This is a genomic window from Streptomyces sp. T39, from assembly GCF_008042045.1.
Lineage (GTDB): Bacteria > Actinomycetota > Actinomycetes > Streptomycetales > Streptomycetaceae > Streptomyces.
The window spans coordinates 1-23,654 of sequence record NZ_RDBP01000028.1 but is presented as its reverse complement, the minus strand read 5'-3'; the positions used below and the strand labels follow the sequence as shown (position 1 = coordinate 23,654).

Below are 23,654 nucleotides of genomic sequence, written 5' to 3'. Positions count from 1 at the left end.
GCCCTGGACGTCCCGCCCACCGTCCGGACGGCACTGGCCTGGATCCCGCCGCGGGAGACCTGGCCGGCTCTCCAGGAGATCCGCCGGGAGAACGACCCGCAGATCCACCGCTGGCCTCCGCACGTCAATCTGCTCTTCGGCTCGTGCCGTGCGTGCTGCCCCTGCCCCGCGGGCCGATCGGGCCGTGGGCTCCGGTGGTGCCCCTCGCCGCGCGGGCCCTGTGCGGGCACGGCCGTGGGCAGGCCGGGGCCTGCTCTCTCGTCCACCGGTGTCGCTCCGTCCGCTTCCCCCCGCAGCGGACGGGCGCCCGGGGCGGCCCGGCTGCGTGCGCTGATCTCCCCGCGGGTCTAGACGGATGTTCGGGCCCCGGGGTTGCTTGCGAACGCGCCGCGGTGCGGAGGGCCGGCGCGGGCTCAGGGGGAGGGGGCGATACGGACGCCGTCCTCCGCGCCGTCGGAGAGGAACGACGCCAGCGCCGAGCCCTCCTCCTCGACGGCGGAGCGGTCGGAGCGGGAGACGCGGCCGAGCGGGGAAACGGTCACCGTGCCGCCGTCGACGGTCCACGTCGCGGCGACGCGGCCGTCGACCAGGACGACGCGTTCACCGGCGACCGAGAGCAGACGGTGCTCGTCGTCGATGATCCGGCTGCGGTCCTGGTAGCCGAGGACCGCGTTGTCGAACGCCGGCAGGAAGCGCACCGGGGCCGGGGTGTCCGGGTCCGGGCGGGGCGCGTCGGGCAGGTCCAGCAGTTCGCGTCCCGCCTCGTCGCGGAAGGCGACCAGCCGGGGCCGGAGCGCGGCGACCGCGCCGGGCAGCCCCGCGAGCCCGGACCAGGCGCGCAGGTCGGCGGTGGTGGCCGGCCCGTACGCCGCCAGATAGCGCAGGACGAGGGCCTCGCCGACCGGGTCGGTGCCGTCGGGTGCGGCCGGGTCCACCTCGCGTCCGAGCCAGGAGGCGAGCAGGAGGTAGCGCGCCCCGCCCGCCGTGCGCCACAGACCTCGCGGGGGCACCTGGACCGTGGGCAGGAGCGCGGCGACCAGCAGTTCGCCCAGCGGGCGCGGACCCGCCTGGGGCCAGCGGCCGACGACGGCCCGGGCGAGTTCGCCCATGGTGCGGGGCTCGCCGTCGGCCATCACCGCCCGCCCCGCGGCGGCCAGTTCGCCGGGGTCGACCCCGGCGAGCTCGCGGCGGTACGTGCCGAGAACCCGCTGGCGGAGCATGGCGTCGTGGCGGGCGCGCCAGGCGAGGGCGTCGTCGGAGGCGACCAGGTGCATGGTGCGGCGCATCAGATGGACGCGTACCGCCTGCCGTCCGGTCACGAGGCCGGAGAGGTCCGCGGGGGCGAAACCGTGCAGCCGGGACCAGAGTCCGGTGAACGGCTCCTGCGGCTCCTGCGCCTGGAGTCCGCACAGGTGCCGGACGGCGTCGAGGGCGGTCAGGCGGGCGCGTCCGAGCAGCAACTGGCGGGCGAGCGCGGCGCGGTTCAGCGCCCGGGACGACAGCACGGTCATCGGGCCGCCCCTCCTTCCGCCCGCCGGTACCGGCGCGGGCCGGCGGGACGTCCGCCCCCCGCCCTGCTGCCGGCCGGGCGCGGGGACCCGGCGGGCGGGCCGGGGCGCGGCGGGGTGTGTGTCGTCACGGTGGTGCGGTCCTTTCGGTCGGGGCGGTCCGGGCGGTTGCTGCGCTTCGCGCGGTGGTTCGCGATGCGTCCGGTGGTCGTGATCCGCCGGGGTTGCGGTGGCCGCGGTCCGGCGGACGTAGGGCCGTGCGGTCCCGCCGCTCCCCGCGGTCGCCGTGGCCGCGCGAGCCGGTGGGGGCGGCGCCGGGGCGGTCGGCCCGACGTCCGCCCGTCGAGCGTCTCGCGCAGGATGTCCGCGTGCCCGGCATGCTGCGCGGTCTCGGCGATGAGGTGGGCCGGCACCCCGCGCACGCTCCGCACCGCGCCCGGCTCGTGCCAGCGCGCACGGGGCAGCGGGTGCGCAGCGGACAGGGTGGTCATGGTCGTCGGTTCCTCGCGGTCGTCCTCGGTGCGTGCGGGAACCACCGTCCCAGAGGTGGCGGTCAGGAGGTGTCCTCTTCTCGCGCCACGATGGAGTCATGCCGAATACGTCCGCGCGCCTGCTGTCCCTGCTGTCCCTCCTCCAGGCCCGCCGCGACTGGCCGGGGGCACTGCTGGCCGAACGCCTGGACGTCAGTCCCCGTACCGTGCGCCGCGACGTGGACCGGCTCCGTGAACTCGGCTACCCGGTCGTCGCGTTCAAGGGACCGGACGGCGGTTACCGGCTCGACGCGGGGGCCGAGCTGCCACCGCTGCTCTTCGACGACGACCAGGCCGTCGCCCTCGCCGTCGCGCTCCGGATCGCGACCACCTCCGGCGCCGGCATCGAGGAGTCCGCGGCCCGTGCGCTGACCACCGTGCGCCAGGTGATGCCCGCACGGCTGCGCCACCGGATCGACGTCCTCCAGGTCACCGCCGTCGAACGGTCGCCTGCGGAGCCCGCCGCCCAGGCCGACGCCGGGGTGCTCATGGCGCTCGCCGCCGCCGTCCACGCCCGCGAGGAGGTGCGCTTCGACTACGCCTCGGCCGCCGGGGCCGCGCCCACCGCCCGGCGCCGGGTGCAGCCCCACCATCTCGTCACCCGGGGCGGGCGCTGGTATCTCGTCGCCTGGGACCTGGAGCGCGAGGACTGGCGCACCTTCCGCGCGGACCGGATCACGCCGCGCACGCCGACGGGGCCGCGCTTCACCCCGCGCGAACTGCCCGGCGGGGATGTGGCGGCCTTCGTGACCGAACGCTTCCGGGGTGCCGCGGGCTCCGGGGACTGGCCGTGCCGCGGGGAGGTCGTCCTCGCCCTGCCGGCTTCCGCCGTGACCCCCTGGGCCCATGACGCCCTCGTCGAGGAGCTCGGGCCGGACCGCTGCCGGCTGGTCCTGGGGTCGTGGTCGTGGGCGGCCCTCGCGGCCACGGTCGCCCGGTTCGACTGCGGCATCGAGGTCGTGGGGCCACCCGAACTCAGGGAGGCCTTCCGGGAGCTGGCGCGGCGGTGCGCGGCCGCCGCGGACGACGACCCCGCCACGGCCGCCACGGACGGCGGCCCCGCCACGCCCGCCGAGCAGGGCGCGCCGCCGGCCGCGGGTTTCTGAGCCGCGGAGGCGTCACCGCAGGCTCGGGACCTCGCCGCCGGTGAGGGCCAGTGTGACCCCGTCCAGCCCGCGCAGGCGTGCCGTGGCGATCTCCGCGAGCCGGGCGCCGTCGGGCGGGGTCTGGCCGAGGCCGACGGCGTAGCGGGTGGGGGAGGCGGAGTACGGGCGGGGCCAGGCGTGGGCCGCGGGCGCGGCGTCGGCGAGGTCGGCGACGACGGCCCGCATCCGGCCGCGGAGCCGGCCCTCGTCGGCGCCCTCCGCCAGGGTCACGACCGCCCACGCCGCGTGCCGGCGGTGCAGTGGCGGCGGGGCGTGCAGCTCCCCGCGGGCACCGGCACCGCCCGTGTCCGTCAGCTCCCAGGCGCGGTACAGCTCCTGCGTCAGCAGGTCGCGCATGCCGGGGGTGACCTGGTCCGTGCAGGAGCGCACGGGTGCCGAGGGCGTCAGGACGGTGACCGGTGCGGTGCCGCTGCCGGGACCGGGGTCCCCGGTCAGGGTGACCGGGACGCGCCAGTCCCAGGCCGCCCAGGTGGCGAAGAAGCGCGCCGCCAGAGCGGGGCCGCCGGTGGGGGCACCGGTGGCGTCCGCGTCCCGTACCGTGCGGGCGGCCAGGACGGCCCAGGCGATGCCCGGCAGCCCGCCGAAGGGGGCGCAGTCGAGGCCGCGGGCGCGCGCCCATGCCTTCACCTCGCGGGCGAGCGCGCCGAAGGCCGCCTCCCGGCCGGCGACGGCGCCGATCACGGCTTCCGCGTCGCCGACGGCGCTGAGCGCCACCGCCGCGGCGTCGCCCAGCGCGGTACGGCGGGCGACCGCGTCGGCCGGGTCGGTCGAGCCCGTGGGCACCACGGCCAGATCCACCGCCAGGCCGCCGGTGGTCAGACGGACCCCCGGAACCCGGGCACCGGTCACGTCGCGGAGGCCGGCCGCGTCGGGGAGGGCGACCCGGAGCGCCGCCCGCACCCCCGCCGCCGTCGCACCGCCCGGCAGGGCCACGACGAGATCGAGATCCGCGCCGGGCAGCGCACAGCCCGTCCGCCGCGAACCGACGACATGGACGACGCCCTCGGGAAGCGCCGCCTCGATCCGCGCCACGACGCGACCGACCCGCCCGGCCCCGGCCCCGGCCTGTTGGCCGCGGTCCGCGGGGGCGGGGTGGGGCCGTGACGGGTCGGCCCCGGGGTGCCGGGTGCCGGCTGCGGGGTCCGTGGGTCCCTCGCCGGGGCCGGCGGGGGAGCGGGGTGCGTTCGCCGCGTCGGCGTCCTTTGGGTCCTGCAGGCCGGGTCCCGGTGTGAGGTCCGCCGTGCCGGCCCCGGGGTGCCGGGTGCCGGCTGCSGGGTCCGTGGGTCCCRKGCCGGSSCCGGCYGGGGYGCGGGGTGCGTTCGCCGCGTCGGCGTCCTTTGGGTCCTGCAGGCCGGGTCCCGGTGTGAGGTCCGCCGTGCCGGCCCCGGGGTGCCGGGTGCCGGGCGGGCTCGGCGAGGGGGGTTGCGGGCATGACGGTCTCCTGTGCCGGACGAAGGGGACGGACCGCGGGTGCGGCGGCCCGGCTCCTCGTTTCTTCCGTGGCAGGCTGGATTCGACATGACCGCCCGGCGGAGCGCGGATGTGAGAACGCTGAATGCCGGACTTCCGTGACTCCGGCGCGGGATGCCCCGGACGGTCAGGGGCGCAGGGCGGTGGTGATCCGGGTGGAGGCGTTGCGGGCCGCGGTGGCCGGGTCCTGGCCCTGGAGGACGGCCGTCATGTAGGGCTTGATCGGGTTGTCGACCTCCACCTCGGCCCACTGCGGGGAGTTGGGGGTGGCCCGGCCCTGTGCCGCTCCGGCCGCCATCGCGGATGTGCTCTCCCCCTCCAGTTCGAGGCCGAGGGTGGCCTTGTTGGGCACGTAGTTCATGGTGCGGGCGAGGTCCAGCTGCCATTCGTCGCCGGCGAGCGCGGAGACCACGTCGACGGCGGCGGCGCGCTCCTTGGAGTTCTCGGGCACGATCAGGTCGGAGCCGCCGATGAAGACGGATCCGGGCGCGGCGGCGGTCTTGCCGGGGACGGGGAAGAAGCCGAGCTTGCCCTTGAGTTCGGGGTTGGCCTTCTCGATGACGGTGGCCGCGCTCGGCACGGCGATCATCTGGGCGACGTCGCCCTTGGCGAAGACGTCCGCCTGCGGCGGGGTCTCCTCGTCGCCGTCCTTGGGGCCGCTGCCGTGGGCCTGGAGCTCCTGGTAGAAGTCCATTCCCCGCAGGGCGGCCTTGGAGTGCAGCGCACCCTCCCACTCCCCCGCTCTCTCCACGGCGAGTTCGCCGCCCTCGTCCCAGATGAAGCCGGCGAGGGTGTACCAGTCCTGGCCGGAGAGGTAGATGCCGTCCTGGCCCGGCCGGTCGAGCTTCTCGGAGATCTCCAGCCACTCGGCGCGGGTCTTCGGCGGCTCGGTGATGCCCGCCTCGGCGAACAGCTCCTTGTTGTAGATGACGACACGGTTGGCCGCGTACCAGGGGATGCCGTACTGGGAGCCGTTGACGCTGCCCGGTTCGGCCAGGCCCGGCAGCCAGTCCTCGTTGCCCAGGTCGCGCACGGACTCCAGGGTGAGGTCGCGCAGGCCGCCGCTCTCGGCGTAGCCGGCGACCTGGGTGTTGCCGACCTCGATGATCTCGGGCGCGTCCTCGCTCCTGAGGGCCTCGGTGACCTTCTTGCCGATGCCCGTCCACTCCTGGAAGGTCACGTCGAGCTCGATGTCGGGGTGTTCCTTCTCGAACGTCTCCGTGAAGCGCTGGAGCCAGTCGTCGGAGACGCTGTTCTGCATGAGCCAGATGCTGACGGTGCGGGTGTCGGAACCGCCGGGTATCAGACCGCACCCGCCGAGGGCGAGGGAACACGCGAGCACGGTGGACAGGGCGAGGTAGCGGTTCTTCACGAGGTCACCTTCTGCGTCGGGGCACATGAGTGGAACCCGACGTGGGGGGAGGAGCTGACGCTCGCACGGGCTGGCTGGATTTTGGTATGGACCAAACGTCCGGTCAAGTCCGGAAAGCGGAGCATGACGGGGCCGACAGCGGACACCGCCGTCGTCCGCGGCGTCACCGGCAGGTCATCCGGTGGCCGGATCACGGCCGTTCGGGCATGCTGGTCGGCCGCCGGCGGGCCCCCGGCGGCCGACCAGCATGCGGACACCGCGCCGTCGGCACGGCGGGCGACGCCTCGCGGGACCGGGCGCGGTGCGGCACCGTGGAGAGAACGCATCGAGAGGAGCACGACGCGCATGTCGAACCACACCTACCGTGTCACCGAGATCGTGGGCACCTCCCCGGACGGTGTCGACCAGGCGATCCGCAACGGCATCACCCGGGCGTCCCAGACCCTGCGGGGCCTCGACTGGTTCGAGGTCACCCAGGTACGCGGGCACATCGTCGACGGGGAGATCGAGCACTACCAGGTGGGACTGAAGGTCGGATTCCGGCTGGAGGACGGCGACTGAGCGGCGCCGGACGGGCGAGCGCGCCCCCGGTGCGCACGCCCTGAACCCGCGCCGGGGGCGACGGGGCGCGCTTCCGGCGCCCCCGGGGCCGTCAGGTGCGCCCCTCGCGCTCCTGGGCGTCGCGCATGGCCGCACCGGTGCTCTGCGCGCCCCAGACGGCGCGCACCACCGGGAAGCCGGCCCGCTCGGCGTCCTGGCACACCAGCTCGTCGTCGTCGACGAGCATCCTGATGTCGCGGCCGGCCGCGAGACGCCGCAGGATCTCCAGCTTGGTCCTGCGGGCGGGCCGGCGGTCGTCGTTGCGCCGCATGAAGATCCGGCCCCCGGGCAGCTCACGGGCGGCGATCCAGTCCACGGTGTCCCGGCGGCACCGCTCCGGGCGGCCGGTCAGATAGACGATCTCGCAGTCGCGCGCCGCGTCGAGGCACAGCCGCACGCCCTCGTCGAGCGGCGGGTCGCCGGGCGCCGCGGCGAAGAACGCGTCCCAGTCGCGCGGGGTGCGCCGCAGCAGGTGCTGCCGGTGTCCGGCGTCGGCAAGTGTTCCGTCGAGGTCGAATACGGCCAGCGGCCTGCTGTCTCGCGTCGTCACGGCCATCAGCGTAGGCCGTGGGCCGCGCCCCCGGGCAGGCAGGCGCCGCCCGCCGCGGTCGGGCTCCGCGCACGAGGTGTCCCGGGCAGCGTCCGGCTGCCGCGCGCCGCGCACGTCGGGCGCACAGGCCGGGCACGCACGCGGCACGGAGTGCGGTACAGGGAGCGGGCACGCACGCGGCACGGACGTGCGGTACAGGGAGCGGGCACGCACGCGGCACGGACGTCCGGCCCCGGCTCCGGCTCCGGCGTCGGCGCGGGCGCACGGCGCGCGCCCGGCGCTAGATTCGGCTCATGCACACGACGCGCGTGTCCCGCCATGTGAACGCCTCCCCCGCGGCCGTGTACCGGGCGCTGCTCGATCCGGACGCCGTCGCCCGCTGGCGGGTGCCGGACGGGATGACCGCGCACGTCCACGGGTTCGACGCCCGGGAGGGAGGCAGTTTCCGGGTCTCGCTCGTGTACGACGCCCCGGACGCGGCGGGCAAGTCGGACGCACGGACCGACACCTACCACGGCCGTTTCACCGAACTCGTCCCCGGCGAGAAGGTGGTCGAGGTGCTCGCCTTCGAGTCCGCGGACCCGGAACTGGGCGGCACGATGACGATGACGACCTCGCTGGCCGCGGCCGCCGGCGGCGGGACGGATGTGCTCGTGGTGCACGAGGGGCTGCCCGACGCCGTCCGGCCCGAGGACAACGAGACCGGGACGCGGATGGCCCTCGACAACCTGGCCCGGCTGGTCGAGGGCCGTTCCTGAGACCGGGGCGGCCGTGGCCGCCCCGGCACGCGGGGAGTCAGCCGGACGAGGCGGCGACGGCGCACGCCGGGTGGCCCCAGCCGTCCGGGTTCTTCGCGATCGACTCGCCCTGGGCGTAGGGGCGGCCGCACCGGCAGCGGCCGGGGAACTTGGCCTTGAGCGTCCCGCGGGAGCCGCTCTTCGCGGACGAGGCGCCCTTCGCGGCGGGACGGCGCGCACGACCCGCGGCCGGCTTCGACGGCGGCTCGGGCGGCGGCAGCGCGGAGCCCCGCGCGGAGCCGGCCGGCTCCTGGGTGCGGGCGGCCTGGCTGGCGGCGGCGTCGGCGGCCGCGTTCAGCGCGTCCCCGTCGACCTGGTGGGCGGGGGTGTAGACGAAGCGCACGTCGCGTCCCGTGAGCAGCGCGTCGATCGCCATGACCAGGTCCTGGTTGGCGACGGGTGTGCCGGCCGCCGTCTTCCAGCCCTTGCGGCGCCACCCGGGGAGCCAGGTGGTCACCGCCTTCATCGCGTACTGCGAGTCCATGCGCACCTCGAGCGGGACCTCGGGCCCGGTGCGCCCGAGCAGTTCCCGCAGCGCGGTCAGCTCGGCGACGTTGTTCGTCGCCCGCCCGAGCGGGCCCGCCTCCCACGAGGTCACCTCGCCGTCGGCACCGGCGATCACCCAGGCCCAGGCGGCAGGCCCGGGATTGCCCTTCGACGCCCCGTCACACGCGGCGATGATACGTTCCACCATTCCCCCGATCCTGCCACGCCCACGGGGGTGCTCCGGCCACCCCCGCCCCGGGCGGCGGGGGCCGGGGCGGCCGGGGCGGTTCAGCGGCGGGTGAGGAGTTCCGCGACGCGCATGAACCCGTCGCCGCCGTGGCCGAGGCCGACGGCACGGCGGGCGAGCCCCTCGGCGGCGCGCATGACGCCCGCGTCGATGCCGTGCGCCTCGGAGGTCTCGACGATGTGGGACATCGACGACACCGCCGAGGTGAGCGGGTTGCCCTCGCCGGAGTAGGTGCCGCTGTCGGCGTCCTCGGCGGTCTCGGCGAAGACGGGCGGCAGGATGGCGCCGATGCCCTGGGCGAAGGGCGCCAGCTCCCGTGCGGTGATCCCCTCCGCGCCCGCCACGGCCACGGCGTGCGCCCAGCCCGCCATCGCCGTCCAGAAGATGTCGAGCAGGGCGACGTCGTACGCCGCCGCCCGGCCGATCTCCTCGCCGAGGTGCGTGGAGGTGCCGCCCAGCGCCGCGAGCACCGGCTCGTGTGCGCGGTAGAGGTCCTCGGGGCCGCTGTGGATGAGGACCGCGTCGGGTGTGCCGATGGTCGTGGCGGGCGTCATGATCGCGCCGTCGAGATAGCGGATCCCGTGCCCGGCGGCCCACCGGGCGGTGTCGCGGGCGCGTTCGGGAGTGTCCGCCGTCAGGTTCACCACGGTGCGGCCGGCGAGGGCGGCGGTCACCGCCTCGCCGCGCAGGACCGCGTCGGCGGCGTCGTAGTTCACCACGCAGATCACGGTCAGCGGGCTCGCGGCGACCGCCTCCGCCGCGGAGACGGCGCGCCGCGCGCCGCGGCCGGCCAGTTCGCCGTCCCGGCCCGGGGTCCGGTTCCAGACCGTGGTGCGCAGGCCCGCGGCGAGGAAGGCGCCGGCCAGGGCCCGGCCCATGGGGCCCAGACCGAGTACGGTGACGTCGGACGGCTGGGGGTGTGTGGACATGAGACAACTCCCGTGCAAATGTGGGTCGATGACAACAAGGAGGACAGTCCGGCGATGACGCGCAGCCGTGCCCTGGATCCTGATGTGTGCGGGGTGACCGCCGCGATCGCGGTGATCGACGGCAAGTGGAAGACCGCGCTGCTCTGGCTGCTGGAGTCGGGTCCGCAGCGCCCCGGCGCACTGCGCCGCCGGTTGCCGGGTCTGAGCGAGAAGGTGCTCACGCAGGCGTTGCGCGAGATGGAGTCGGACGGTCTGGTGCACCGGGAGGTGCACGATGTGCTGCCGCTGAGGACGGAGTACTCCCTGACCCCGTTCGGCCGCGATCTCTCCGAGGCGCTGGCGCCCCTGTCCGACTGGGGTCACCGCCGGCTGGACATGATGGCCGGGCGGTCCGCCGGGGCCGGGGTGTCACCGGCCTCCTGACACGTCGTCACCTCCGTTCCGTGGGGGCGGCGGCCCTCTGCCGACCGCCCGTCACCAGACTCGCGCGGGCCGGTGCCGGTGCCAAGTACGCACAAAAAAGTGGCTACCGGCGCGGCGAACGCTCACCGCGGGGAGTCGGTCCCGTCGTCGTCCAGGCGTCCGGCCTGCGGCGCGGCGCCGGTGAGGTGGTCCAGCGTGCCGGTGAGCGCGAGCATCCGGTCGAGGAAGGCCGGCCGGTTGTCCAGGCGCAGGAGGCCGCCCGCGGCCGTGACGTCGCGGTGCACCATCAGCAGGGCCGACAGGCCCGTGGAGTCGCACAGGGCCAGGTGCGCGCAGTCGAGGTGCACGGTGCGCGGTCCCGGCGGGCGGGTGAGCTGGGCGCGGGCGGCCTCCACGAGATCGCCCGCGCTCTCCCAGTCGAGTTCGCCCGCGAGGCGCAGGCACACGCCGCCGTCGTCGGCGGGGGCGACGGTGAGCCGGAGGATGTCGTCGGGGTGTGTGGTCATACGTGGTGTCCGGATGCTGCTTTCGGGCGGGCGGCGACGGTGGCGCGGCCGTGTGCGAGATGACGGAGGGCGCGGGGGAAGTCCTTGAGCTCCTCGGCCAGGAGCTCCAGGCCGGGCAGCAGGACTGCCGCGGGCACGCCCCTGGCTTCCAGGATGTCGCCCGTCCAGCCGAGGAAGCCGCCGAACAGCGCGCGGTCGTCGGTGTACAGGGACACGGCCAGGAAGTCGACGATGTGCGCGAGGTCCTCCGAGGTGCGCTCGCGCTGCCGGTCGGTGTAGGAGCGCACGGCGGGGACGCGCTCCTCCAGACCCCTGAGGGTGGTGCGCACCAGTTCCGGGCGGCCGCGGCTGATCAGGGTGTACTCCTGGTCGGCCAGGTGGGGCAGGTCGTCGATCGGCTGGTGGAAGGCGGTGCGGTCGCCGCCGTGCAGCGTGCGTCCGATGACCCGGGCGGCGTCGCGGGCGTCGCGGGCCCATCCGTCGGCCCCGAGCAGCCGCGCGTAGCGCCCGTCGGGGCCGAACGCGGCGCCGCCGGCCACCACCGGCAGCCCGATGGCCTGGACGGCGGAGACGGCCGCGTGGGCGGCCGGCAGCCGGGTCGGCAGGGAGGACGAGAGGGCGACGATGTCCGGGCCGGTCTGGTGGAGGTGTGCGATCAGGTGGGGTGTGGGGACCTGCGCGCCGAGGAAGTCGACGGTGAACCCGCGGCTGCGCAGGACCTCCGCGAGGATCCGGGCGGGCAGCGCGTGCCATTCGCCGTCGACGCAGGCCACCGCGACCCGGCCGCGGCCGGCGCTCCCGGGCGGCACCGCGCGCAGGCCGATCGCCGCGATGACGCGCTCGTGGATGGCGGTCGCGGCGTGCTCCTGGGCGACGCCGATCCGGGCGGCCGCCCACTCCTCGCCCACCTTCGCCTGCACGGGCGCGATGACGTCGAGCAGCACCTGCTCGGTCGTGACGCCCGCCTCCAGGGCGTCGAACACGGCGCGGGCGGCCGCCTGTTCGTCGCGTCTTCCGACGGCGGCCCAGAGCAGGTCGCGGGTCTCGCGGCAGGTCCGTGCGGTGTCACCGGCCGCCGTGCCGGCGCCCTCGGGGGCCGCGGAGCCGTCGCAGGCCGTGGGATGCGGGGTCATGCGGTGAACCTGCCCCGGGTCCGGCCGTCCACCGCCGTGAGATGCGTCGAGTGCGGAGCGGTGATGGCGACGACGGCCATGTCGTCGTGCACCCGGTCGCCCACCCACTGGGAGGCGAGCATCTGCACGCGCTCGACCACGGCCTCGGCCGGCAGCCCGGCGCACTCCCCGAGCGCCGATCTCAGCCGGGCCTCGCCGAACATGTCGCCGCCGAGCGGGCCGCCGCGCGCCTCGGTGATGCCGTCGGTGTAGAGCACGCAGGTCTCGCCCGGTGCCAGGTCCACGGTCGCCGTGCGGGCGGACACCTCCGGCAGGGCTCCGACGAGGGTGCCCGCGGTGTCGGCCTCCTCGACCTCGCCGGTGTTGCGCACGATCAGCGGCGGCGGATGGCCGGCGCTGGTCAGCCGCAGGCCCGCGCGCCCGCCCTCGCGCTGCACGGAGGCCAGGACCAGGGTGGCGAAGCGGGTGTGACGGGCGGTCACCAGCGATCCGTTGAGCAGGCGCAGCATCTGCTGGTGGTCCCCCGCCAGCGGAAGCATCGCCTGGAGCGTGGTGCGGATCCGGCCGGTGAGCACCGCGGCCTCCAGGCCCTTGCCGCAGACGTCGCCCAGCACCACGAGGGACGGGCTGTGCGGCGTGGCTCCGGGGTGGACGTCGTAGAAGTCGCCGCCGATGCGTTCGGAGTCGCGGGCCGCGCGGTAGCCGCCGGCGAAGTCGACACCGTTCACATGGTGCAGGCGCGGGGGCAGGAGTTCCGCCATCAGGGTCTGGGTGACGGCCGCCTGCTCGCTGTACATCCGGGCGGCCGAGACCGCCGCACCGGCGCGGGCCGCGAACAGGCGGCCGAACAGTTCGTCGGAGGCGGTGAAGGCGGCGTGGCCGTCGCGGCGGAGCAGGATCAGGGCCCCGGCCGGTACGCCGTGCCCCGGGAGCGGGGTGACCACCACGGAGCCCACCGGGCCGTCCCATCCGTCCGGGACCACCCAGTCGGGCAGGGCGAGCGGGTCTATCCACCGGGACGGCACCGGCGGGAACCCCTGGAGCGCCTCGGCGAGGCCGGGGACGAGGGAGGAGTCCATGGAGGTCTGGTGTCTGCTCGTCCGGCCGTCGGCGGCGACGACGACCGTGTGGCGGCGCCCGTTGCGCGGCGCGACGACGACGGCCGCGTCGGCGAGGTGCTCCGCGGCGAGCTGTGCGGTCACCTCCATGCAGCGGTCCACGTTCAGCGAGGCCAGCAGCCGGGAGGACGCCTCCGTCAGGAGCAGCGCCCGCCGCCGTTCGTCGCGCAGCGCCTCCTCGGCGGCGTGCCGGTCGGTGTCGTCCGCCAGCCACCAGGCCACGTCCCCGCCGGCCGACGGGGTGGGGTGGGCCGCGAACATCCGGCCGTCGTGGGGGCCCCGGGCGGCCTGTACGGGGAGGCTGGGGGGTTCGGGCGCCGCCGGGTGCCCTTCGGGCGGTCCGGTGTGGCGGCCGGCGGCACGGACGAACCGCCGGTGTGCGTCGGCCAGCCAGGCGGGGGCGACGTCGTCCAGCCAGGCGCCGGTGATCATTCCGGGGAAGAGGCGGGTGGCGGCCTCGTTCACCTCCACCACACCGCTGTCGGGGTCGACGACGAACGACGGATACGGCGCCCGCAGCCAGGAAGCGCTCACGGTCGGCATGCCTTGTTGTTGAACCGGGGACTCCTCGGGAACTGTCATAAGTGCAGGGCCGGCAGGCCGGCCCTGTCCCTTCCGCTGGACATCACGGGTGAGGCCACCATCGCCCACCGGACGAAGCCTCATCAAGCCGGGCCGCCGCAATCACCCTGTGATTGATGCCGTACGGCAACACCCACACAGGGGGCACGCACCGGCTTCACACCGCGGTCACATCCGGCGGGCGGAGGTCACCGGATGAACGGATATCCCGGGTAGACGTAACCGGCGCCCCAGTACGGGGCGTAGCCGTAGTGGCGGTACACGCCGGCGTAGTACGCGTCCGCGTCGACGATGTCGGGGTCGTACGCGGGCGCCTCGGCGACCTGCTCGTGCGAGGGCGCGATGTGGACGCGGTCGTCGGTGACGCGCACCACGGCGTCCACGGGGACGAAGGACTTCTTCTCGCCGATGCCGAGGAAGCCTCCGTGTTCGACCAGCAGGAAGCGGACCTTGCGCTCGTCGGTGTCGACGATCAGGTCGCCGACGCGTCCCAGGTCGTTGCCCTGCGCGTCCGTGACCTTGCGGCCCCGTACGTCCTCCTCGGCGAGGGCCACGGTCTGCTCGGCGTCGGTGAGCGTGGTCAGGATGGGAGTACCGCCTGCGGTCATGGTGCATCGTCCTCTCGTCCGGGGGCAGCCGGGGGCTGTGACGTTCTCCCCGCCCGGCCGCCGTCCTGCCCCTCGCCTGCCCCCGTTCCCCCGGGGCATGCCCGGCCCGACCCGGCCCCCGCCGGACAGCGACAGTTGCCGCATGACAATCTGTGCGGGGGCGCCCACCGGCGTCCGGGCCGGAGCCGGGTGCGCATCCCGGGACGTCCCTCCCATCGAAGAGCAGGAGAGCCATGGCCGTTCGAGAAGAGAACCTGGACATCGAGGTCGACATCCGCGACGACGCGACGGCCGTGCTGACCGTCGGGGGCGAGCTGGACATCGAGACCGCCACCTTCCTCCACCACCACATGGCGAACCAGTTCACCCACGGGCGCCGTCACCTGGTTCTGGACCTGTCGGCGCTCGTGTTCATGGACTCCTCGGGCCTCAACGTCGTGATCAAGGGGTCCCGCGAGGCCAGGGACAAGGGCGGGGACGTCCACCTGGTGTCCCCGACCCCGGCGGTGCGGCGCCTGCTGGAGATCACCGGCCTGACCGTGACCACTCCCCTGCACAACGACGTCGAGGCGGCCGTCGAGGCCATCCGGCAGGCCGGGGAGGAGCAGGCGTGACCCGTGGGCCCGGCTCCGCGGCGCCCGTCCCCGGCCGGGGACGGGCGCCGCGGAGCCGTGGTTCCCGCCCCGGCGCCGCACCGGTCCTCCCGGGGGGCGAGCGGGCCCGTGCGGCCATCGCGTAGCCTTCATTGCGGTATTTTCTGGCCGGGGCGAGGTACGCGGGGGATGTGATGGACGTACAAGGGCACATCTGGCACATTCCGCAGGAGCCGGGCGCGTTCGCCCGAGCCCGCGATCTGACCGCCGCCGCCCTCGCCACCTGGGGATGGCCGTCCGAGCGGGTCGAGGTGGCCGTCCTGTTGGTCTCGGAACTCGTGACCAACGCGCACCGCCACGCCGGGACGGACGCGTGGCTCCACGTCGAGCCGCTCCCCGACGGCGTGCGCATCGCCGTGCGCGACGAGAGCCCGGCCCCGCTCGCCCGGCGCACCCCGGGGGTCGCGACGGCGTCCGGCGGTTTCGGGCTGCACCTTCTCGACCATCTGGCCGCGGGGTGGGGAGTGGACAACCGCGCCGACGGCAAACGGGTCTGGGCGGACGTCCTCGGCGCTCCCGGGAACGCCTGAGCGTGACCGGCCGTCATGGGCCCCGGCACGGGACGGCGCGTGCCGCCGCTGCGGGGACGCGGAGAGTGGCCAGATATGGTGGGGCGCGGAGCGGGGCGCCCGGCTCACGGCCGGGAGCGGCGCTCCGCACACGGCGCGTTCCACCCGTGCGCGCCGCGGAGCCGAACGGTCAACGCTTTCCGGGAGAGGCAAGGGCAGGCGCGCGCAGCGCCCGCGGCGCCACCGGCCGAGGACGTCTGATTTCGGAGTGTCACCAGATATGGACGCGAACAGCCCCGCCTCCGACGGCGGATCCGAGGCGACCGCCGACGCCGCCCGTGAGCTGATCGAGCTCCTGGAGGTGCTGTGGGAACGCGGCAAGGACATGGTGTCGCCCGCGCCGGTGTCGGCCTCCCAACTGCGGGTCCTGTACTGCCTCGACCGTGACGACGGCATCAATCTGCGCACCCTGGGCCAGGTGCTGGGCTCGGCTCCCCCGTCGGTGAGCCGCCTGTGCGACCGCCTGGAGGCACTGGGCTTCGTGCGGCGCCAGCCGAGCCAGGTCAGCCGGCGGGAACTGGAACTGCGTCTCACCCCCCGGGGCAGGACGTATCTGCGTGATCTGCGGTCCCAGCGGCAGGAGGCGCTGCTGGAGGTGATCGCCGCGATGCCGCCGTCCGCGCGTTCCGCGCTCCTGCGGGGGCTGTCGAGTTTCCAGGACGCCCTGGGCGACGCGGGAACGCCGCCCCGGAGACCCGTGGCGGTCAAGGACGCCCGCTCCGCCTGAACCGGAGCCGACGCGCCCTTGACGGCCGTCCCCACAGCCGTGCGTCAGGTCCCGGGCGCCACCGCCACGCCGGGTGCGTCCCCGGTGCCGGGCCGCCCGTACCAGTCGAGACAGATCACCAGCGCGTCGTCGTCCAGCGGGGATTCCCCGTGGTAGCCCGCGAGTTCCCGCAGGACGGCGTGGGGCACCTGCGCGGGGGGCAGCAGGGTGGTGCCGAGGAGCGAGCGGGCGAGCGCCCGTTCGCCGTACGGCTCCCCGCCCGGGGACGCCGCGTCGTACACCCCGTCGCTGCCGAAGAGCAGCCGGTCGCCCGGCCGCACCGTGAAGCTCTGGGTGGTGTACACGGTGTCCTCGAACATGCCCAGCGGGAGCTGGTGGTCGAAGGGGACCGCATCGACGCTGCGCTCCCGCAGGCGCCACATCCGCGGGGACCCGGCGTCGACCGCCTCGACCTCGCCGGTGCGGCAGTCGAAGCGCAGCAGCAGCACGGACACGTGCGCGCGCCCCTGGTAGTGGGAGTACACCGCCTGGTCGGCGAGGGCGGCCTGATCGGCCAGTCCGAGTCCGGCGCGCCGCGCGTTGCGCAGCGCGTTGATCGCGAGATTGCTCAGGAGGGCGGCCTCGATGCCCTCCCCCATCCCGTTGGCGACTGCCAGGGTGAGGTGGTCGGCGGACACCGACCAGTCGTAGGCGTCGCCGAAGATGGCGTACGCGGGTTCCAGATGCGCGCCGAGGGCGAACTCGGTGCGCTCGCACGACCGGCCCGGCAGCAGCTGCCACTGCATCTCCGCGGCGAGGGTCAGCCGGGCCGCGCGGCGGGCGAGGACGTAGAGGTCGGTGTCGCGCTCGGCGACCAGGATCTCGTGTCCGAGGGCCTGGCAGACGTACTCGAGCTCGGGCACGAGCTCCTGGACGCCGTGGTCGTCGGGCAGGCGCACGGACAGCACGCCGAGGCGGTCGCCGCGGATGGTGACGGGGAGGTGGACGTCGACGTGCCCGCCGTCCCGGGTCAGGGCCGGCTCCTGGGCGCCGAACGCGCGTCCCTGGGGGGTGCCGTGCACGGCGACCGGCTCCGTGGTCCCCGGTTGGTCGCCGACGGCCTGGAGCGAGCGCATGGCGTAGTCCGCCATCCGCAGGTCGACTCGTTCGGCACCGTAGCGGTCGGCCAGCGCGGTGGTGACCACGTCCAGCAGCCCGTGCGGCGCGGCACCGCGCAGTTCCCGCTCGAAAGCGGCAGATCTGTCCACGTCGTCCATTTTCTCTCGGCGCCGGGTGTCCCGGCGGTCGCCCGTGTGTGCCGCCCCGCGACGGTCATGGCGCGGGCGGCTCGTTCGATCGTCTTCGCAGGTCCGGTCGGCAGGGGCCGGCCGGGTTCCGGGGTTCTAGCCGTCGTGCCGCCTGCGCAGGGCGAGGGCCAGCGTGTCGTCCGGGTGGAGGACCAGGGTGTGCATGTCCCCTGCGATGGCGCCGGGGATCTCGTCCACCGGCCGGCCGGCGTGGCGCCTGGCGGAGGCGGCCAGGCGGCGCTCCCCCTCCAGGGGGTCACGGCGGCTCTCGGTGAGCCCGTCGGTGTAGAGCAGCAGCAGGTCGCCCGGGTCCAGGCGGGTGCGCAGGATGTGGTCGCTGCCCGGCAGCGGGTAGCCGACGCCCCGGCCCTGGACCTCCAGGTACTCGGTCCGGCCGCGGGACCGCACCGCGAGCGCGGGCGGATGGCTGCCGTTGGCCAGCAGCAGCTCGCCGGTCGCGGGATCGAGCCGGGCCAGCAGGACGGTCGCCATCAGCTGGGGGTCGATGCCGTACAGCACCTCGCTCGCGCGCCCGACGATGGACTTCAGCGGGTAGCCGTCCAGGGCGAGCGTCCGGACGGCGTGGGTGACGTCGAGGGCGGAGCGGGTACTGCCCACTCCGTGGCCGAGGGCGTCCACGACGGTGATGTGGACGCTGCCGTCGGGGAGCAGGAACCAGTCGTACAGGTCGCCGCCGGTGGGGGCGTCGGTGTCCGCGGGCGCGTAGTGCACCGCGAGGTCGAGGCCGGGCACGCACAGCGGCGGGGGCCGCAGGGCGTCCTCCAGTTCGCGCAGCATCTGGCCGTGGGCCCGGCGCAGCCGCTCGTCGCGTTCCTCCAGCTGGACGTAGAGGGCGAGGACTCCGCTGTTGGTCTCGTCGAGTTCGTCCTTCAGGCGCCGGTGGTCGGCGGCCAGGGTGTCCGTCTCGGCGAGGAGGAAGGCCAGTTCCTCCTCGGCCGCCTCCTCCGCGGCGTCGGCGTCCGGGGCCTGCCCGTCCTCGGGCACCCGGGGCGACGGGAGGGCGAGCCGCCACTCGGTCCGGCGTGCGCCCGCGGCCGCGGGCGCCGGCAGGAGCGGCAGGGCGCCGGGGTCGGCCGGCGGGGCGGTGCTGAGCGTGACGGTGAGGATGCCGGCGGCCGGGCCGTCGTCGGGTCCCCGCCGTGCGGTGAGGCCGACGGGGCGCCCCCGGTCGAGGTCCCGGCGCGCGACGGTGGCGACGGAGGCGGTGAGCCGTGCGCGGGTCTCCACGGGCAGGCCGTGCCGGAGGGCGATGCCGCGGACGGCGCGGCGCACGGCGGCCGGGCTCGCCAGCGGACGCCGGCGGCTGGTGTGGTCGGTCATCGCGGCACCGTGAGGGTCAGGGCCGTGGCGTCGTCCCGAGACCTTCGGTGGCGGTGGGCGAGCGCGGCGGGCAGGAGTTCGGCGGGCAGGCGGAGCAGGGCCGGCGGCGGGGAGTGGGCCCACCGGGACTCGATCCCGTCCGAGTGCACCACGACGAGCTGGCCCGCTTCGACCGGGGTGCTGCGCACGTGCGGGGTGGGCAGGTTCCATCCGACGACGCCGGGGCGGCTCTCCACCCGCTGCCGCGGGGCCTCGGGGGACAGCAGGCACATGCGGACGTTGCCGACGCCGCAGAACTCGGCACGGCCGGGCAGCATGCGCAGCACTCCTATCGCCGCGCCCCGGGTGTGGCGCAGCGCGCGGTGGAGCGCCCGCATGACGTCCGGCAGCGGCAGGGCGCAGACGGTGTCGAAGGCGCGCAGCGCGGTGCGGGCCGCGCGGGCGGCGGGCTCGCCGTGGCCGAGCCCGTCCACGACGACGCCGGTGCGGCCGCTGTCGGTGTCGCGTACGGCGCAGGCGTCGCCGCACTCGGTCTCCCCGTCGGCGGGCAGGCACACCATCCCGGTGCCCGCGGCCGCCGGCTGCGGGGCGGCGGCGATGCGGGCGGACGCGGCCGTGCCGTGTCCCGCCCGGGTGCGGATCACGAAGTCGGTGGCGACCCGGCGCACCGCGCCGAGGCCGGTGCCGAGCGTGCCGGTCGTGGTGTACCCGTCCGCCAGGCACTGCCGCAGGTCCTCCATCCCCGGGCCGCGGTCGACGGCGACGATCTCCAGCCCCTGGCCGAGGGCCAGCGGCTGGACGTAGACGACGCCGTCCCTGGCGTGCTTGTGGAGGTTGCTCGCCAGTTCGCTCGCCACGGCCGAGGCGCGGTCCGGGCGGGCTCCTTCCAGGCCGCAGCGGCGGGCCATGTCGCGGGCGACGGTGGCCGCCAGGTGCACGGCGCTCTCGTGGTCGATGCGCACCTGGGCGGTGGACGGGAGCGGTCCGGCGGACGCGGTCACCGGTCGGTCCACCGCACGGCGGTCACCGTGGTGCCCTCGCCGGGTGTGCTGCGGACGTCGAACTCGTGCATCAGGCGGCGTGCTCCGCCGAGCCCGTGTCCGAGCCCCCCGCCGGTGGTGAACCCGTCGGTGAGGGCGCCTTCGAGGTCGGCGATGCCGGGTCCGTCGTCGCGGACGGTGAGGCGCAGGCCGGTCCCGCCGCCGCGGCGCAGCGGCTCGATGCGCAGCACGCCGCCGCCGCCGTGGACGAAGGCGTTGCGGGCGAGTTCGCTCGCCGCGGTGACGACCCGTGTCTGGTCCACGAGGCTGAAGCCGAGCTGCTGGGTCGCGGCCCGGACGGCGTGACGGGCCGTCAGCAGGTCCTCCTCGGTGCGCACCGGGCACTCGGCGGGGCCGGTGCCGGCGGCGGCCAGGGGATCGCGCTGGGCGCCGACGGTGGGTCCCTCGCCCGTCACGGCGCCGCCCGGCGCCCGGAACGCACCGCGGGCCCCCGGCCGGCCCGTTTCGTCGGACCGCATCATCCGGCCGCCCCGTCCACGGCCCGCGGCCGCGGTGGCACGGACGCGGCGGAGGTCTGCGACCAGCCGAGGGCGGCCATGCCGCGCTCGGCGTCGAGCGCCGTCTCGACGCCGGTGAGATCGATGCCCAGTTCCACCAGGGTCACGGCCACCGGCGGGCTCATCCCGGCGACGATCACCCGGGCTCCGAGCAGTTGGGCCATGGTGCTGACCTCCATCAGGGCGCGGGCCACGAACGAGTCGATGACCTGTACCCGGGAGATGTCGATCAGCACCCCGCGGGCGCCGTCGGAGGCGATACGGGCCGTCAGTTCCTCGGCCAGGGCCATGGCCGAGGTGTCGTCGAGCTCGCTGAGGAGCCCGGTGACCAGCGTGTTCCCCAGCTTCAGGATCGGCACCCGGCCGATGTCCGGAAGGGTCATCGCATGCTCCGTCCGCCGTCCGCCGCCGCGGACGCGGCGGCCACCGTGTCCTGGACCGGCTCCTGGCCGGTGAGCTGGACGGCGGTCGCCAGGGCGTCGGCGAGGGAGGCCCGGGTGAGGATGTCCGAGAGGTCGATGCCGAGCTGGACGATCGTCTGGGCGATGGCCGGGCGGATGCCGCTGACGACGCACTCGGCGCCCATCAGGCGTACCGCCTTCACCGTCTGCATCAGGTGCTGCGCGACGGAGGTGTCCACCATCGGGACGCCCGTGATGTCGATGATCGCCACGAGTGCCCCGTGCTGCTGGATGGCCTCCAGGAGGTTCTCCATCACGACCTGGCTGCGGGCGGTGTCGAGGTTGCCGATGAGCGGGACCGCGAGGACGTCCTGCCACAGCCGCACCACGGGGGTGGACGCCTCCAGCAGCTGCCGGCTCTGCCGGCGGATGATCTCCTCGCGGCCGTCGGCGTAGGTCTCGAAACAGAGCGCGCCCGCCGCGTCGAGCAGCCGGTTGACCGCCAGTGCCGCGTGGAACATCTCCTCGGGACCGATCGCCTCGTGCCGGACGGCCTCCAGGAGGGTCTCCTTGAGCCCGAGGACGGCCTGTGACGTAGCCGACGCCACGGAGCCCGACCTGGCCCTGCGCAGCGACATGTCGACGACGGTGTCGTGGAGTTCCGGGTGTCCGGTGAGCAGCGGTGTGACCGGGACCTCGCGTGCCATGGCGGCGGCCAGCGCGGTGACGAGTGCGTCGGCCTCCTCGCGCAGGTCGGCCTCGGGGACGGGCTGGACGCCGGGATCGACCCGGTCGAGCTGGAGTTGCACCCACCGGTCGGCGATCTCGGTGCCCCGTCGTGTCAGTACCTCTGCCAGACGATCCCGCGCGGCGGACTCGGTGGAACTCATCATCGCCTCTCGAACGACTGCGTGTTGCGGTGCCTGGGCGACCCCACGGCCAGCCCGAATAGTAGCCGCCCGGCAACTGTCCCAGCAGCCCCGGGCGTCGTCCCCTCCGCTCGTGCCCTCGCCGGTCCGGGACGTGATCCGTCGGCATCGGTTACGTGTGCAAAGCCCCTTCCGTGGACAGACGAACACCATACGGACTCAGGTCGAGACAGGGGGTTCTGCCCATGACCACGGACGAAACGGCTTCGGTCCGCTCCGAACTGCTCGCGGGCGCACGGGACGTGACGGCGGCCGCCGCACGGGACGAGGTGCGCCGGCTGCTGGACGAGGAGTTCTGCCGGACGTGGCCGGGGCCCGACGAGGACGTGGTCGTCGCCGACGCGCTGCTGGTCACCTCGGAGCTGGTGACCAACGCCATCCGGCACGGCGGCGGAGTGACGTCCTTCACGGCGTCCGTGTCGGACGAGGGCCTGTGGATCACGGTCACCGACCGCAGCCACGCGTGGCCGACCACGCACCACCCCGCACCGGGGGACATGCGCCCCGGCGGGTTCGGACTGCGGGTCGTGCGTCGTCTCAGCAAGGATGTCACCATCGTCTCCGTGCCCGGGGGGAAGGCCGTCCATGTGCTGGTGCCGCTGAGATGAGACGCACGTCGCACTCGCCGGGGACCCGGGCATCGTGCCAGGTCACCCGAAAGAGTGGGCCGGGGGCGCGGTGTGATCACCGCGCCCCCGGTGGCGTGAGCGGCGGGGCGTCCCGGGGGCGCGAAGCGGCCGCGGGCCGTGCCGCCCCCCTCACACGTGCCGCCGCCCGCGCCGGACTCAGGGCGCCTTGGGCGCGATCCGCAGGATCCCGGTGACCGTGCCCTGCCACAGCACCCCGCCGCGGGTGACGTTGCCGGCCATCTGCAGCGTGTCGAACAGGAAACCCGTGCCCAGGTGGTGACGGCCCGTCACCTGTCCGGTGGCGCTGTCGAGGGACACGGCGTCGAAGCGGTCGAGGATGCCGGTCCGGGTGGGGTCGAGCACGCCCGTCCGCTCCACGGTGTAGAGCCTGCCGTCGGCGGTGGAGAGCTTGGGCACGGCGGCCGAGCGCACGGCGGCGGTCCACCGGACCGCGCACCCCTCGCCGTCCGGGTCGATGTCGACCCGGGTCACGCCGCCCCTGAAGGGCGCCGTGGCCGGGACCGCGTCGCCGGCGCCCTCGGGGACGGCGGGGTAGGGGTAGCCGTAGGTGTCGGCGACGTAGACGCTGTTGCCGTGGCCGACGGGCGAGTTCTCCGTGCCGCTGCCGTCCGCGGCGAGGACCGGGAGCTCGCAGACGGTGCGGCCGCCGTCGGCGGTGAGCACGATCAGCTTCTCCTGCGCCGCCGCGTTGTCGGTGATCGCCAGGTACTCGGCTCCGGTCCTCGGGCCGAAGAAGGTGGGCGTGGCCCCGGTGCCCCGGCTCAGCCGGCCGGGCTTGCGGTGCGGCCCCTGGTCGTACGCGCGGCGCCAGTCGGTGCGCGGGGTGCCGTCGGCGTCCGCGTCGAGCAGGTACAGGGCGCGGTCGGTGGCGACGGCGGTCCCGCCGGGGGCCGTGGAGATGCTGTTGGCCACGCCCTCGCCGAGCGCCCGGTGCCGGACGGCGCCCGTGGCGGTGTCCACCGTTCCGACGACCCCCCGCGCGGTGGCGAACCACACCCGGCCCTGCCAGTCGGGCGCGAGCCCGACCACCGAGTCGCCCTCCGCCAGGGCGGCGCCGAACGGCGTGCGCTCCACGATGCTCAGCCGCCACCGGCCCTCGGCGTCCCGGCCGTGCGCGATCCTCAGCAGGTCGCCGGAGCCGTCGGCGACGACGAGGCGGTCGAGGTGGTCGAGGTAGCTGTAGATGCCGCCGAGGACGCTGCTCTTCTCGAGGTCGAGGGTGGTCACGGAGGCCCCGGTCGCCGGGTCGAGGAGATGGACGTGGGGTGCCCGGTCGAACATGCCGGTGCAGACCGCGACCGGGATGCCGTCCGACCCGGCGAGGATCGTGGGGCAGGCCGACTGGAGCGCCGTCCGCCGGGAGGTGAGGGCCTCGGTGCCCGGCCCGGCGAGGGGAGTGGTGTCCGACGAGGCGCTGTCGCCGTGCATGGCCGCAGCGCCGCCGGGCGCCAGGTACGGATGGGCGGGCGGCGCTGCGGCCATGCACGGCGACAGCGCCTCGTCGGACACCACTCC

The 23,654-nt window shown here is 75.2% G+C and carries 25 protein-coding genes and 2 pseudogenes; 9 read left to right on the top strand and 18 right to left on the bottom strand.

The genetic code is table 11. The features are described 5' to 3' along the window. Window positions 1–141 (top strand): annotated as a pseudogene (locus EAO77_RS41390) (2'-5' RNA ligase family protein); the annotation flags it as partial. 272 nt (window positions 142–413) lie between these two features. Here the strand turns inward: EAO77_RS41390 and EAO77_RS20635 are convergent. Continuing rightward, window positions 414–1,511, bottom strand: coding sequence for a winged helix DNA-binding domain-containing protein (locus tag EAO77_RS20635; RefSeq protein WP_147989776.1), 1,098 nt, complete (start codon window positions 1,509–1,511; stop codon window positions 414–416). A 326-nt stretch (window positions 1,512–1,837) separates the two neighbouring features. Beyond that, a pseudogene (locus tag EAO77_RS20630) lies at window positions 1,838–1,990 on the bottom strand (DUF664 domain-containing protein); the annotation flags it as partial. 107 nt (window positions 1,991–2,097) lie between these two features. On the opposite strand from EAO77_RS20630, the gene EAO77_RS20625 reads away from it, so the two are divergent. Then, the gene (locus EAO77_RS20625; protein ID WP_147989775.1) at window positions 2,098–3,144 is read left to right on the top strand and encodes a helix-turn-helix transcriptional regulator; all 1,047 of its coding nucleotides are present in this window, start codon (window positions 2,098–2,100) and stop codon (window positions 3,142–3,144) included. Between the two features lie 12 nt (window positions 3,145–3,156). On the opposite strand, the gene EAO77_RS20620 is transcribed toward EAO77_RS20625, so the two are convergent. Both EAO77_RS20620 and EAO77_RS20615 read right to left on the bottom strand, forming a co-directional pair. Beyond that, window positions 3,157–4,236, bottom strand: a complete 1,080-nt coding sequence (locus tag EAO77_RS20620; protein WP_410088618.1) for a poly(A) polymerase — start codon at window positions 4,234–4,236, stop codon at window positions 3,157–3,159. A 565-nt stretch (window positions 4,237–4,801) separates the two neighbouring features. Next, window positions 4,802–6,046 (bottom strand): extracellular solute-binding protein, encoded by a 1,245-nt coding sequence (locus EAO77_RS20615; RefSeq protein ID WP_147989773.1) that lies wholly within the window; start codon window positions 6,044–6,046, stop codon window positions 4,802–4,804. Between the two features lie 345 nt (window positions 6,047–6,391). On the opposite strand from EAO77_RS20615, the gene EAO77_RS20610 reads away from it, so the two are divergent. Further along, complete coding sequence (locus EAO77_RS20610; protein ID WP_147989772.1) at window positions 6,392–6,607, top strand: dodecin; 216 nt, start codon at window positions 6,392–6,394, stop codon at window positions 6,605–6,607. 91 nt (window positions 6,608–6,698) lie between these two features. Here the strand turns inward: EAO77_RS20610 and EAO77_RS20605 are convergent, their stop codons facing one another. Further along, the gene (locus tag EAO77_RS20605; protein WP_147989771.1) at window positions 6,699–7,202 is read right to left on the bottom strand and encodes a hypothetical protein; all 504 of its coding nucleotides are present in this window, start codon (window positions 7,200–7,202) and stop codon (window positions 6,699–6,701) included. A 287-nt stretch (window positions 7,203–7,489) separates the two neighbouring features. Here EAO77_RS20605 and EAO77_RS20600 point away from each other — a divergent pair, with 287 nt between their 5' ends. Continuing rightward, window positions 7,490–7,954: an SRPBCC family protein gene (locus EAO77_RS20600; RefSeq protein ID WP_147989770.1), complete on the top strand. Its 465-nt coding sequence runs from the start codon at window positions 7,490–7,492 to the stop codon at window positions 7,952–7,954. 37 nt (window positions 7,955–7,991) lie between these two features. Here EAO77_RS20600 and EAO77_RS20595 read toward each other — a convergent pair whose 3' ends face one another. Then, on the bottom strand, window positions 7,992–8,687 hold the full coding sequence (locus EAO77_RS20595; RefSeq protein WP_147989769.1) for a ribonuclease H: 696 nt from the start codon (window positions 8,685–8,687) through the stop codon (window positions 7,992–7,994). Window positions 8,688–8,767: 80 nt separating this feature from the next. Continuing rightward, complete coding sequence (locus tag EAO77_RS20590; protein WP_147989768.1) at window positions 8,768–9,655, bottom strand: NAD(P)-dependent oxidoreductase; 888 nt, start codon at window positions 9,653–9,655, stop codon at window positions 8,768–8,770. A gap of 54 nt (window positions 9,656–9,709) precedes the next feature. Here EAO77_RS20590 and EAO77_RS20585 point away from each other — a divergent pair, with 54 nt between their 5' ends. Then, the gene (locus tag EAO77_RS20585) at window positions 9,710–10,078 is read left to right on the top strand and encodes a winged helix-turn-helix transcriptional regulator (RefSeq protein ID WP_147989767.1); all 369 of its coding nucleotides are present in this window, start codon (window positions 9,710–9,712) and stop codon (window positions 10,076–10,078) included. 122 nt (window positions 10,079–10,200) lie between these two features. Here the strand turns inward: EAO77_RS20585 and EAO77_RS20580 are convergent, their stop codons facing one another. From EAO77_RS20580 to EAO77_RS20565, 4 genes are all read right to left on the bottom strand, one after another. Then, on the bottom strand, window positions 10,201–10,584 hold the full coding sequence (locus tag EAO77_RS20580; protein ID WP_147989766.1) for an STAS domain-containing protein: 384 nt from the start codon (window positions 10,582–10,584) through the stop codon (window positions 10,201–10,203). Next, window positions 10,581–11,717 (bottom strand): B12-binding domain-containing protein, encoded by a 1,137-nt coding sequence (locus EAO77_RS20575; RefSeq protein ID WP_147989765.1) that lies wholly within the window; start codon window positions 11,715–11,717, stop codon window positions 10,581–10,583. The genes EAO77_RS20580 and EAO77_RS20575 overlap by 4 nt, the downstream gene beginning before the upstream one ends. Next, on the bottom strand, window positions 11,714–13,417 hold the full coding sequence (locus EAO77_RS20570) for a PP2C family protein-serine/threonine phosphatase (protein ID WP_147989764.1): 1,704 nt from the start codon (window positions 13,415–13,417) through the stop codon (window positions 11,714–11,716). Before EAO77_RS20570 ends, EAO77_RS20575 begins: the two co-directional genes overlap by 4 nt. Before the next feature lie 188 nt (window positions 13,418–13,605). Beyond that, window positions 13,606–14,025 carry a PRC-barrel domain-containing protein gene (locus tag EAO77_RS20565; protein WP_147989763.1) on the bottom strand — a complete coding sequence of 140 codons (420 nt, stop codon included), beginning with the start codon at window positions 14,023–14,025 and terminating at the stop codon, window positions 13,606–13,608. Window positions 14,026–14,258: 233 nt separating this feature from the next. Between EAO77_RS20565 and EAO77_RS20560 the strand changes: the two genes are divergently transcribed. The 3 genes from EAO77_RS20560 (at window position 14,259) to EAO77_RS20550 (ending at window position 15,974) form a co-directional block, all read left to right on the top strand. Next, entirely contained in the window at window positions 14,259–14,639 is a 381-nt protein-coding gene (locus tag EAO77_RS20560; protein WP_147989762.1) for an STAS domain-containing protein, read from the top strand. 173 nt (window positions 14,640–14,812) lie between these two features. Beyond that, window positions 14,813–15,208, top strand: coding sequence for an ATP-binding protein (locus tag EAO77_RS20555; protein WP_147989761.1), 396 nt, complete (start codon window positions 14,813–14,815; stop codon window positions 15,206–15,208). Between the two features lie 259 nt (window positions 15,209–15,467). Further along, window positions 15,468–15,974: a MarR family winged helix-turn-helix transcriptional regulator gene (locus EAO77_RS20550; protein ID WP_147989760.1), complete on the top strand. Its 507-nt coding sequence runs from the start codon at window positions 15,468–15,470 to the stop codon at window positions 15,972–15,974. Window positions 15,975–16,018: 44 nt separating this feature from the next. Here the strand turns inward: EAO77_RS20550 and EAO77_RS20545 are convergent, their stop codons facing one another. The 6 genes from EAO77_RS20545 to EAO77_RS20520 form a co-directional block, all read right to left on the bottom strand. Next, window positions 16,019–17,221 (bottom strand): PP2C family protein-serine/threonine phosphatase, encoded by a 1,203-nt coding sequence (locus EAO77_RS20545; protein ID WP_261994056.1) that lies wholly within the window; start codon window positions 17,219–17,221, stop codon window positions 16,019–16,021. Window positions 17,222–17,356: 135 nt separating this feature from the next. Beyond that, a complete protein-coding gene (locus EAO77_RS20540) occupies window positions 17,357–18,601 on the bottom strand; it encodes a PP2C family protein-serine/threonine phosphatase (protein WP_147989758.1) in 1,245 nt (414 codons plus the stop codon). Further along, on the bottom strand, window positions 18,598–19,602 hold the full coding sequence (locus EAO77_RS20535) for a SpoIIE family protein phosphatase (RefSeq protein ID WP_261994055.1): 1,005 nt from the start codon (window positions 19,600–19,602) through the stop codon (window positions 18,598–18,600). The genes EAO77_RS20540 and EAO77_RS20535 overlap by 4 nt, the downstream gene beginning before the upstream one ends. Then, window positions 19,599–20,015 (bottom strand): ATP-binding protein, encoded by a 417-nt coding sequence (locus EAO77_RS20530; RefSeq protein WP_261994059.1) that lies wholly within the window; start codon window positions 20,013–20,015, stop codon window positions 19,599–19,601. The genes EAO77_RS20535 and EAO77_RS20530 overlap by 4 nt, the downstream gene beginning before the upstream one ends. Window positions 20,016–20,119: 104 nt before the next feature. After that, window positions 20,120–20,542, bottom strand: coding sequence for an STAS domain-containing protein (locus tag EAO77_RS20525; protein WP_147989757.1), 423 nt, complete (start codon window positions 20,540–20,542; stop codon window positions 20,120–20,122). After that, on the bottom strand, window positions 20,539–21,450 hold the full coding sequence (locus tag EAO77_RS20520; RefSeq protein WP_147989777.1) for an STAS domain-containing protein: 912 nt from the start codon (window positions 21,448–21,450) through the stop codon (window positions 20,539–20,541). The genes EAO77_RS20525 and EAO77_RS20520 overlap by 4 nt, the downstream gene beginning before the upstream one ends. A 224-nt stretch (window positions 21,451–21,674) precedes the next feature. Between EAO77_RS20520 and EAO77_RS20515 the strand changes: the two genes are divergently transcribed. Beyond that, complete coding sequence (locus EAO77_RS20515; protein ID WP_147989756.1) at window positions 21,675–22,097, top strand: ATP-binding protein; 423 nt, start codon at window positions 21,675–21,677, stop codon at window positions 22,095–22,097. A 177-nt stretch (window positions 22,098–22,274) separates the two neighbouring features. Here EAO77_RS20515 and EAO77_RS20510 read toward each other — a convergent pair whose 3' ends face one another. Beyond that, window positions 22,275–23,621, bottom strand: a complete 1,347-nt coding sequence (locus tag EAO77_RS20510) for a hypothetical protein (protein WP_410088619.1) — start codon at window positions 23,619–23,621, stop codon at window positions 22,275–22,277. Between the last annotated feature and the right edge of the window lie 33 nt (window positions 23,622–23,654).

Bases quoted from the DNA above. Each gene is read 5' to 3' on its own strand.
- EAO77_RS20510 (WP_410088619.1), bottom strand. From the start codon at position 23,621: ATGGCCGCAGCGCCGCCCGCCCATCCGTACCTGGCGCCCGGCGGCGCT.
- EAO77_RS20525 (WP_147989757.1), bottom strand. From the start codon at position 20,542: ATGACCCTTCCGGACATCGGCCGGGTGCCGATCCTGAAGCTGGGGAAC.
- EAO77_RS20625 (WP_147989775.1), top strand. From the start codon at position 2,098: ATGCCGAATACGTCCGCGCGCCTGCTGTCCCTGCTGTCCCTCCTCCAG.
- EAO77_RS20590 (WP_147989768.1), bottom strand. From the start codon at position 9,655: ATGTCCACACACCCCCAGCCGTCCGACGTCACCGTACTCGGTCTGGGC.
- EAO77_RS20565 (WP_147989763.1), bottom strand. From the start codon at position 14,025: ATGACCGCAGGCGGTACTCCCATCCTGACCACGCTCACCGACGCCGAG.
- EAO77_RS20635 (WP_147989776.1), bottom strand. From the start codon at position 1,511: ATGACCGTGCTGTCGTCCCGGGCGCTGAACCGCGCCGCGCTCGCCCGC.
- EAO77_RS20550 (WP_147989760.1), top strand. From the start codon at position 15,468: ATGGACGCGAACAGCCCCGCCTCCGACGGCGGATCCGAGGCGACCGCC.
- EAO77_RS20595 (WP_147989769.1), bottom strand. From the start codon at position 8,687: ATGGTGGAACGTATCATCGCCGCGTGTGACGGGGCGTCGAAGGGCAAT.
- EAO77_RS20555 (WP_147989761.1), top strand. From the start codon at position 14,813: ATGGACGTACAAGGGCACATCTGGCACATTCCGCAGGAGCCGGGCGCG.
- EAO77_RS20585 (WP_147989767.1), top strand. From the start codon at position 9,710: ATGACGCGCAGCCGTGCCCTGGATCCTGATGTGTGCGGGGTGACCGCC.
- EAO77_RS20515 (WP_147989756.1), top strand. From the start codon at position 21,675: ATGACCACGGACGAAACGGCTTCGGTCCGCTCCGAACTGCTCGCGGGC.
- EAO77_RS20520 (WP_147989777.1), bottom strand. From the start codon at position 21,450: ATGAGTTCCACCGAGTCCGCCGCGCGGGATCGTCTGGCAGAGGTACTG.
- EAO77_RS20580 (WP_147989766.1), bottom strand. From the start codon at position 10,584: ATGACCACACACCCCGACGACATCCTCCGGCTCACCGTCGCCCCCGCC.
- EAO77_RS20540 (WP_147989758.1), bottom strand. From the start codon at position 18,601: ATGACCGACCACACCAGCCGCCGGCGTCCGCTGGCGAGCCCGGCCGCC.
- EAO77_RS20560 (WP_147989762.1), top strand. From the start codon at position 14,259: ATGGCCGTTCGAGAAGAGAACCTGGACATCGAGGTCGACATCCGCGAC.
- EAO77_RS20570 (WP_147989764.1), bottom strand. From the start codon at position 13,417: ATGACAGTTCCCGAGGAGTCCCCGGTTCAACAACAAGGCATGCCGACC.
- EAO77_RS20575 (WP_147989765.1), bottom strand. From the start codon at position 11,717: ATGACCCCGCATCCCACGGCCTGCGACGGCTCCGCGGCCCCCGAGGGC.
- EAO77_RS20610 (WP_147989772.1), top strand. From the start codon at position 6,392: ATGTCGAACCACACCTACCGTGTCACCGAGATCGTGGGCACCTCCCCG.
- EAO77_RS20600 (WP_147989770.1), top strand. From the start codon at position 7,490: ATGCACACGACGCGCGTGTCCCGCCATGTGAACGCCTCCCCCGCGGCC.
- EAO77_RS20605 (WP_147989771.1), bottom strand. From the start codon at position 7,202: ATGGCCGTGACGACGCGAGACAGCAGGCCGCTGGCCGTATTCGACCTC.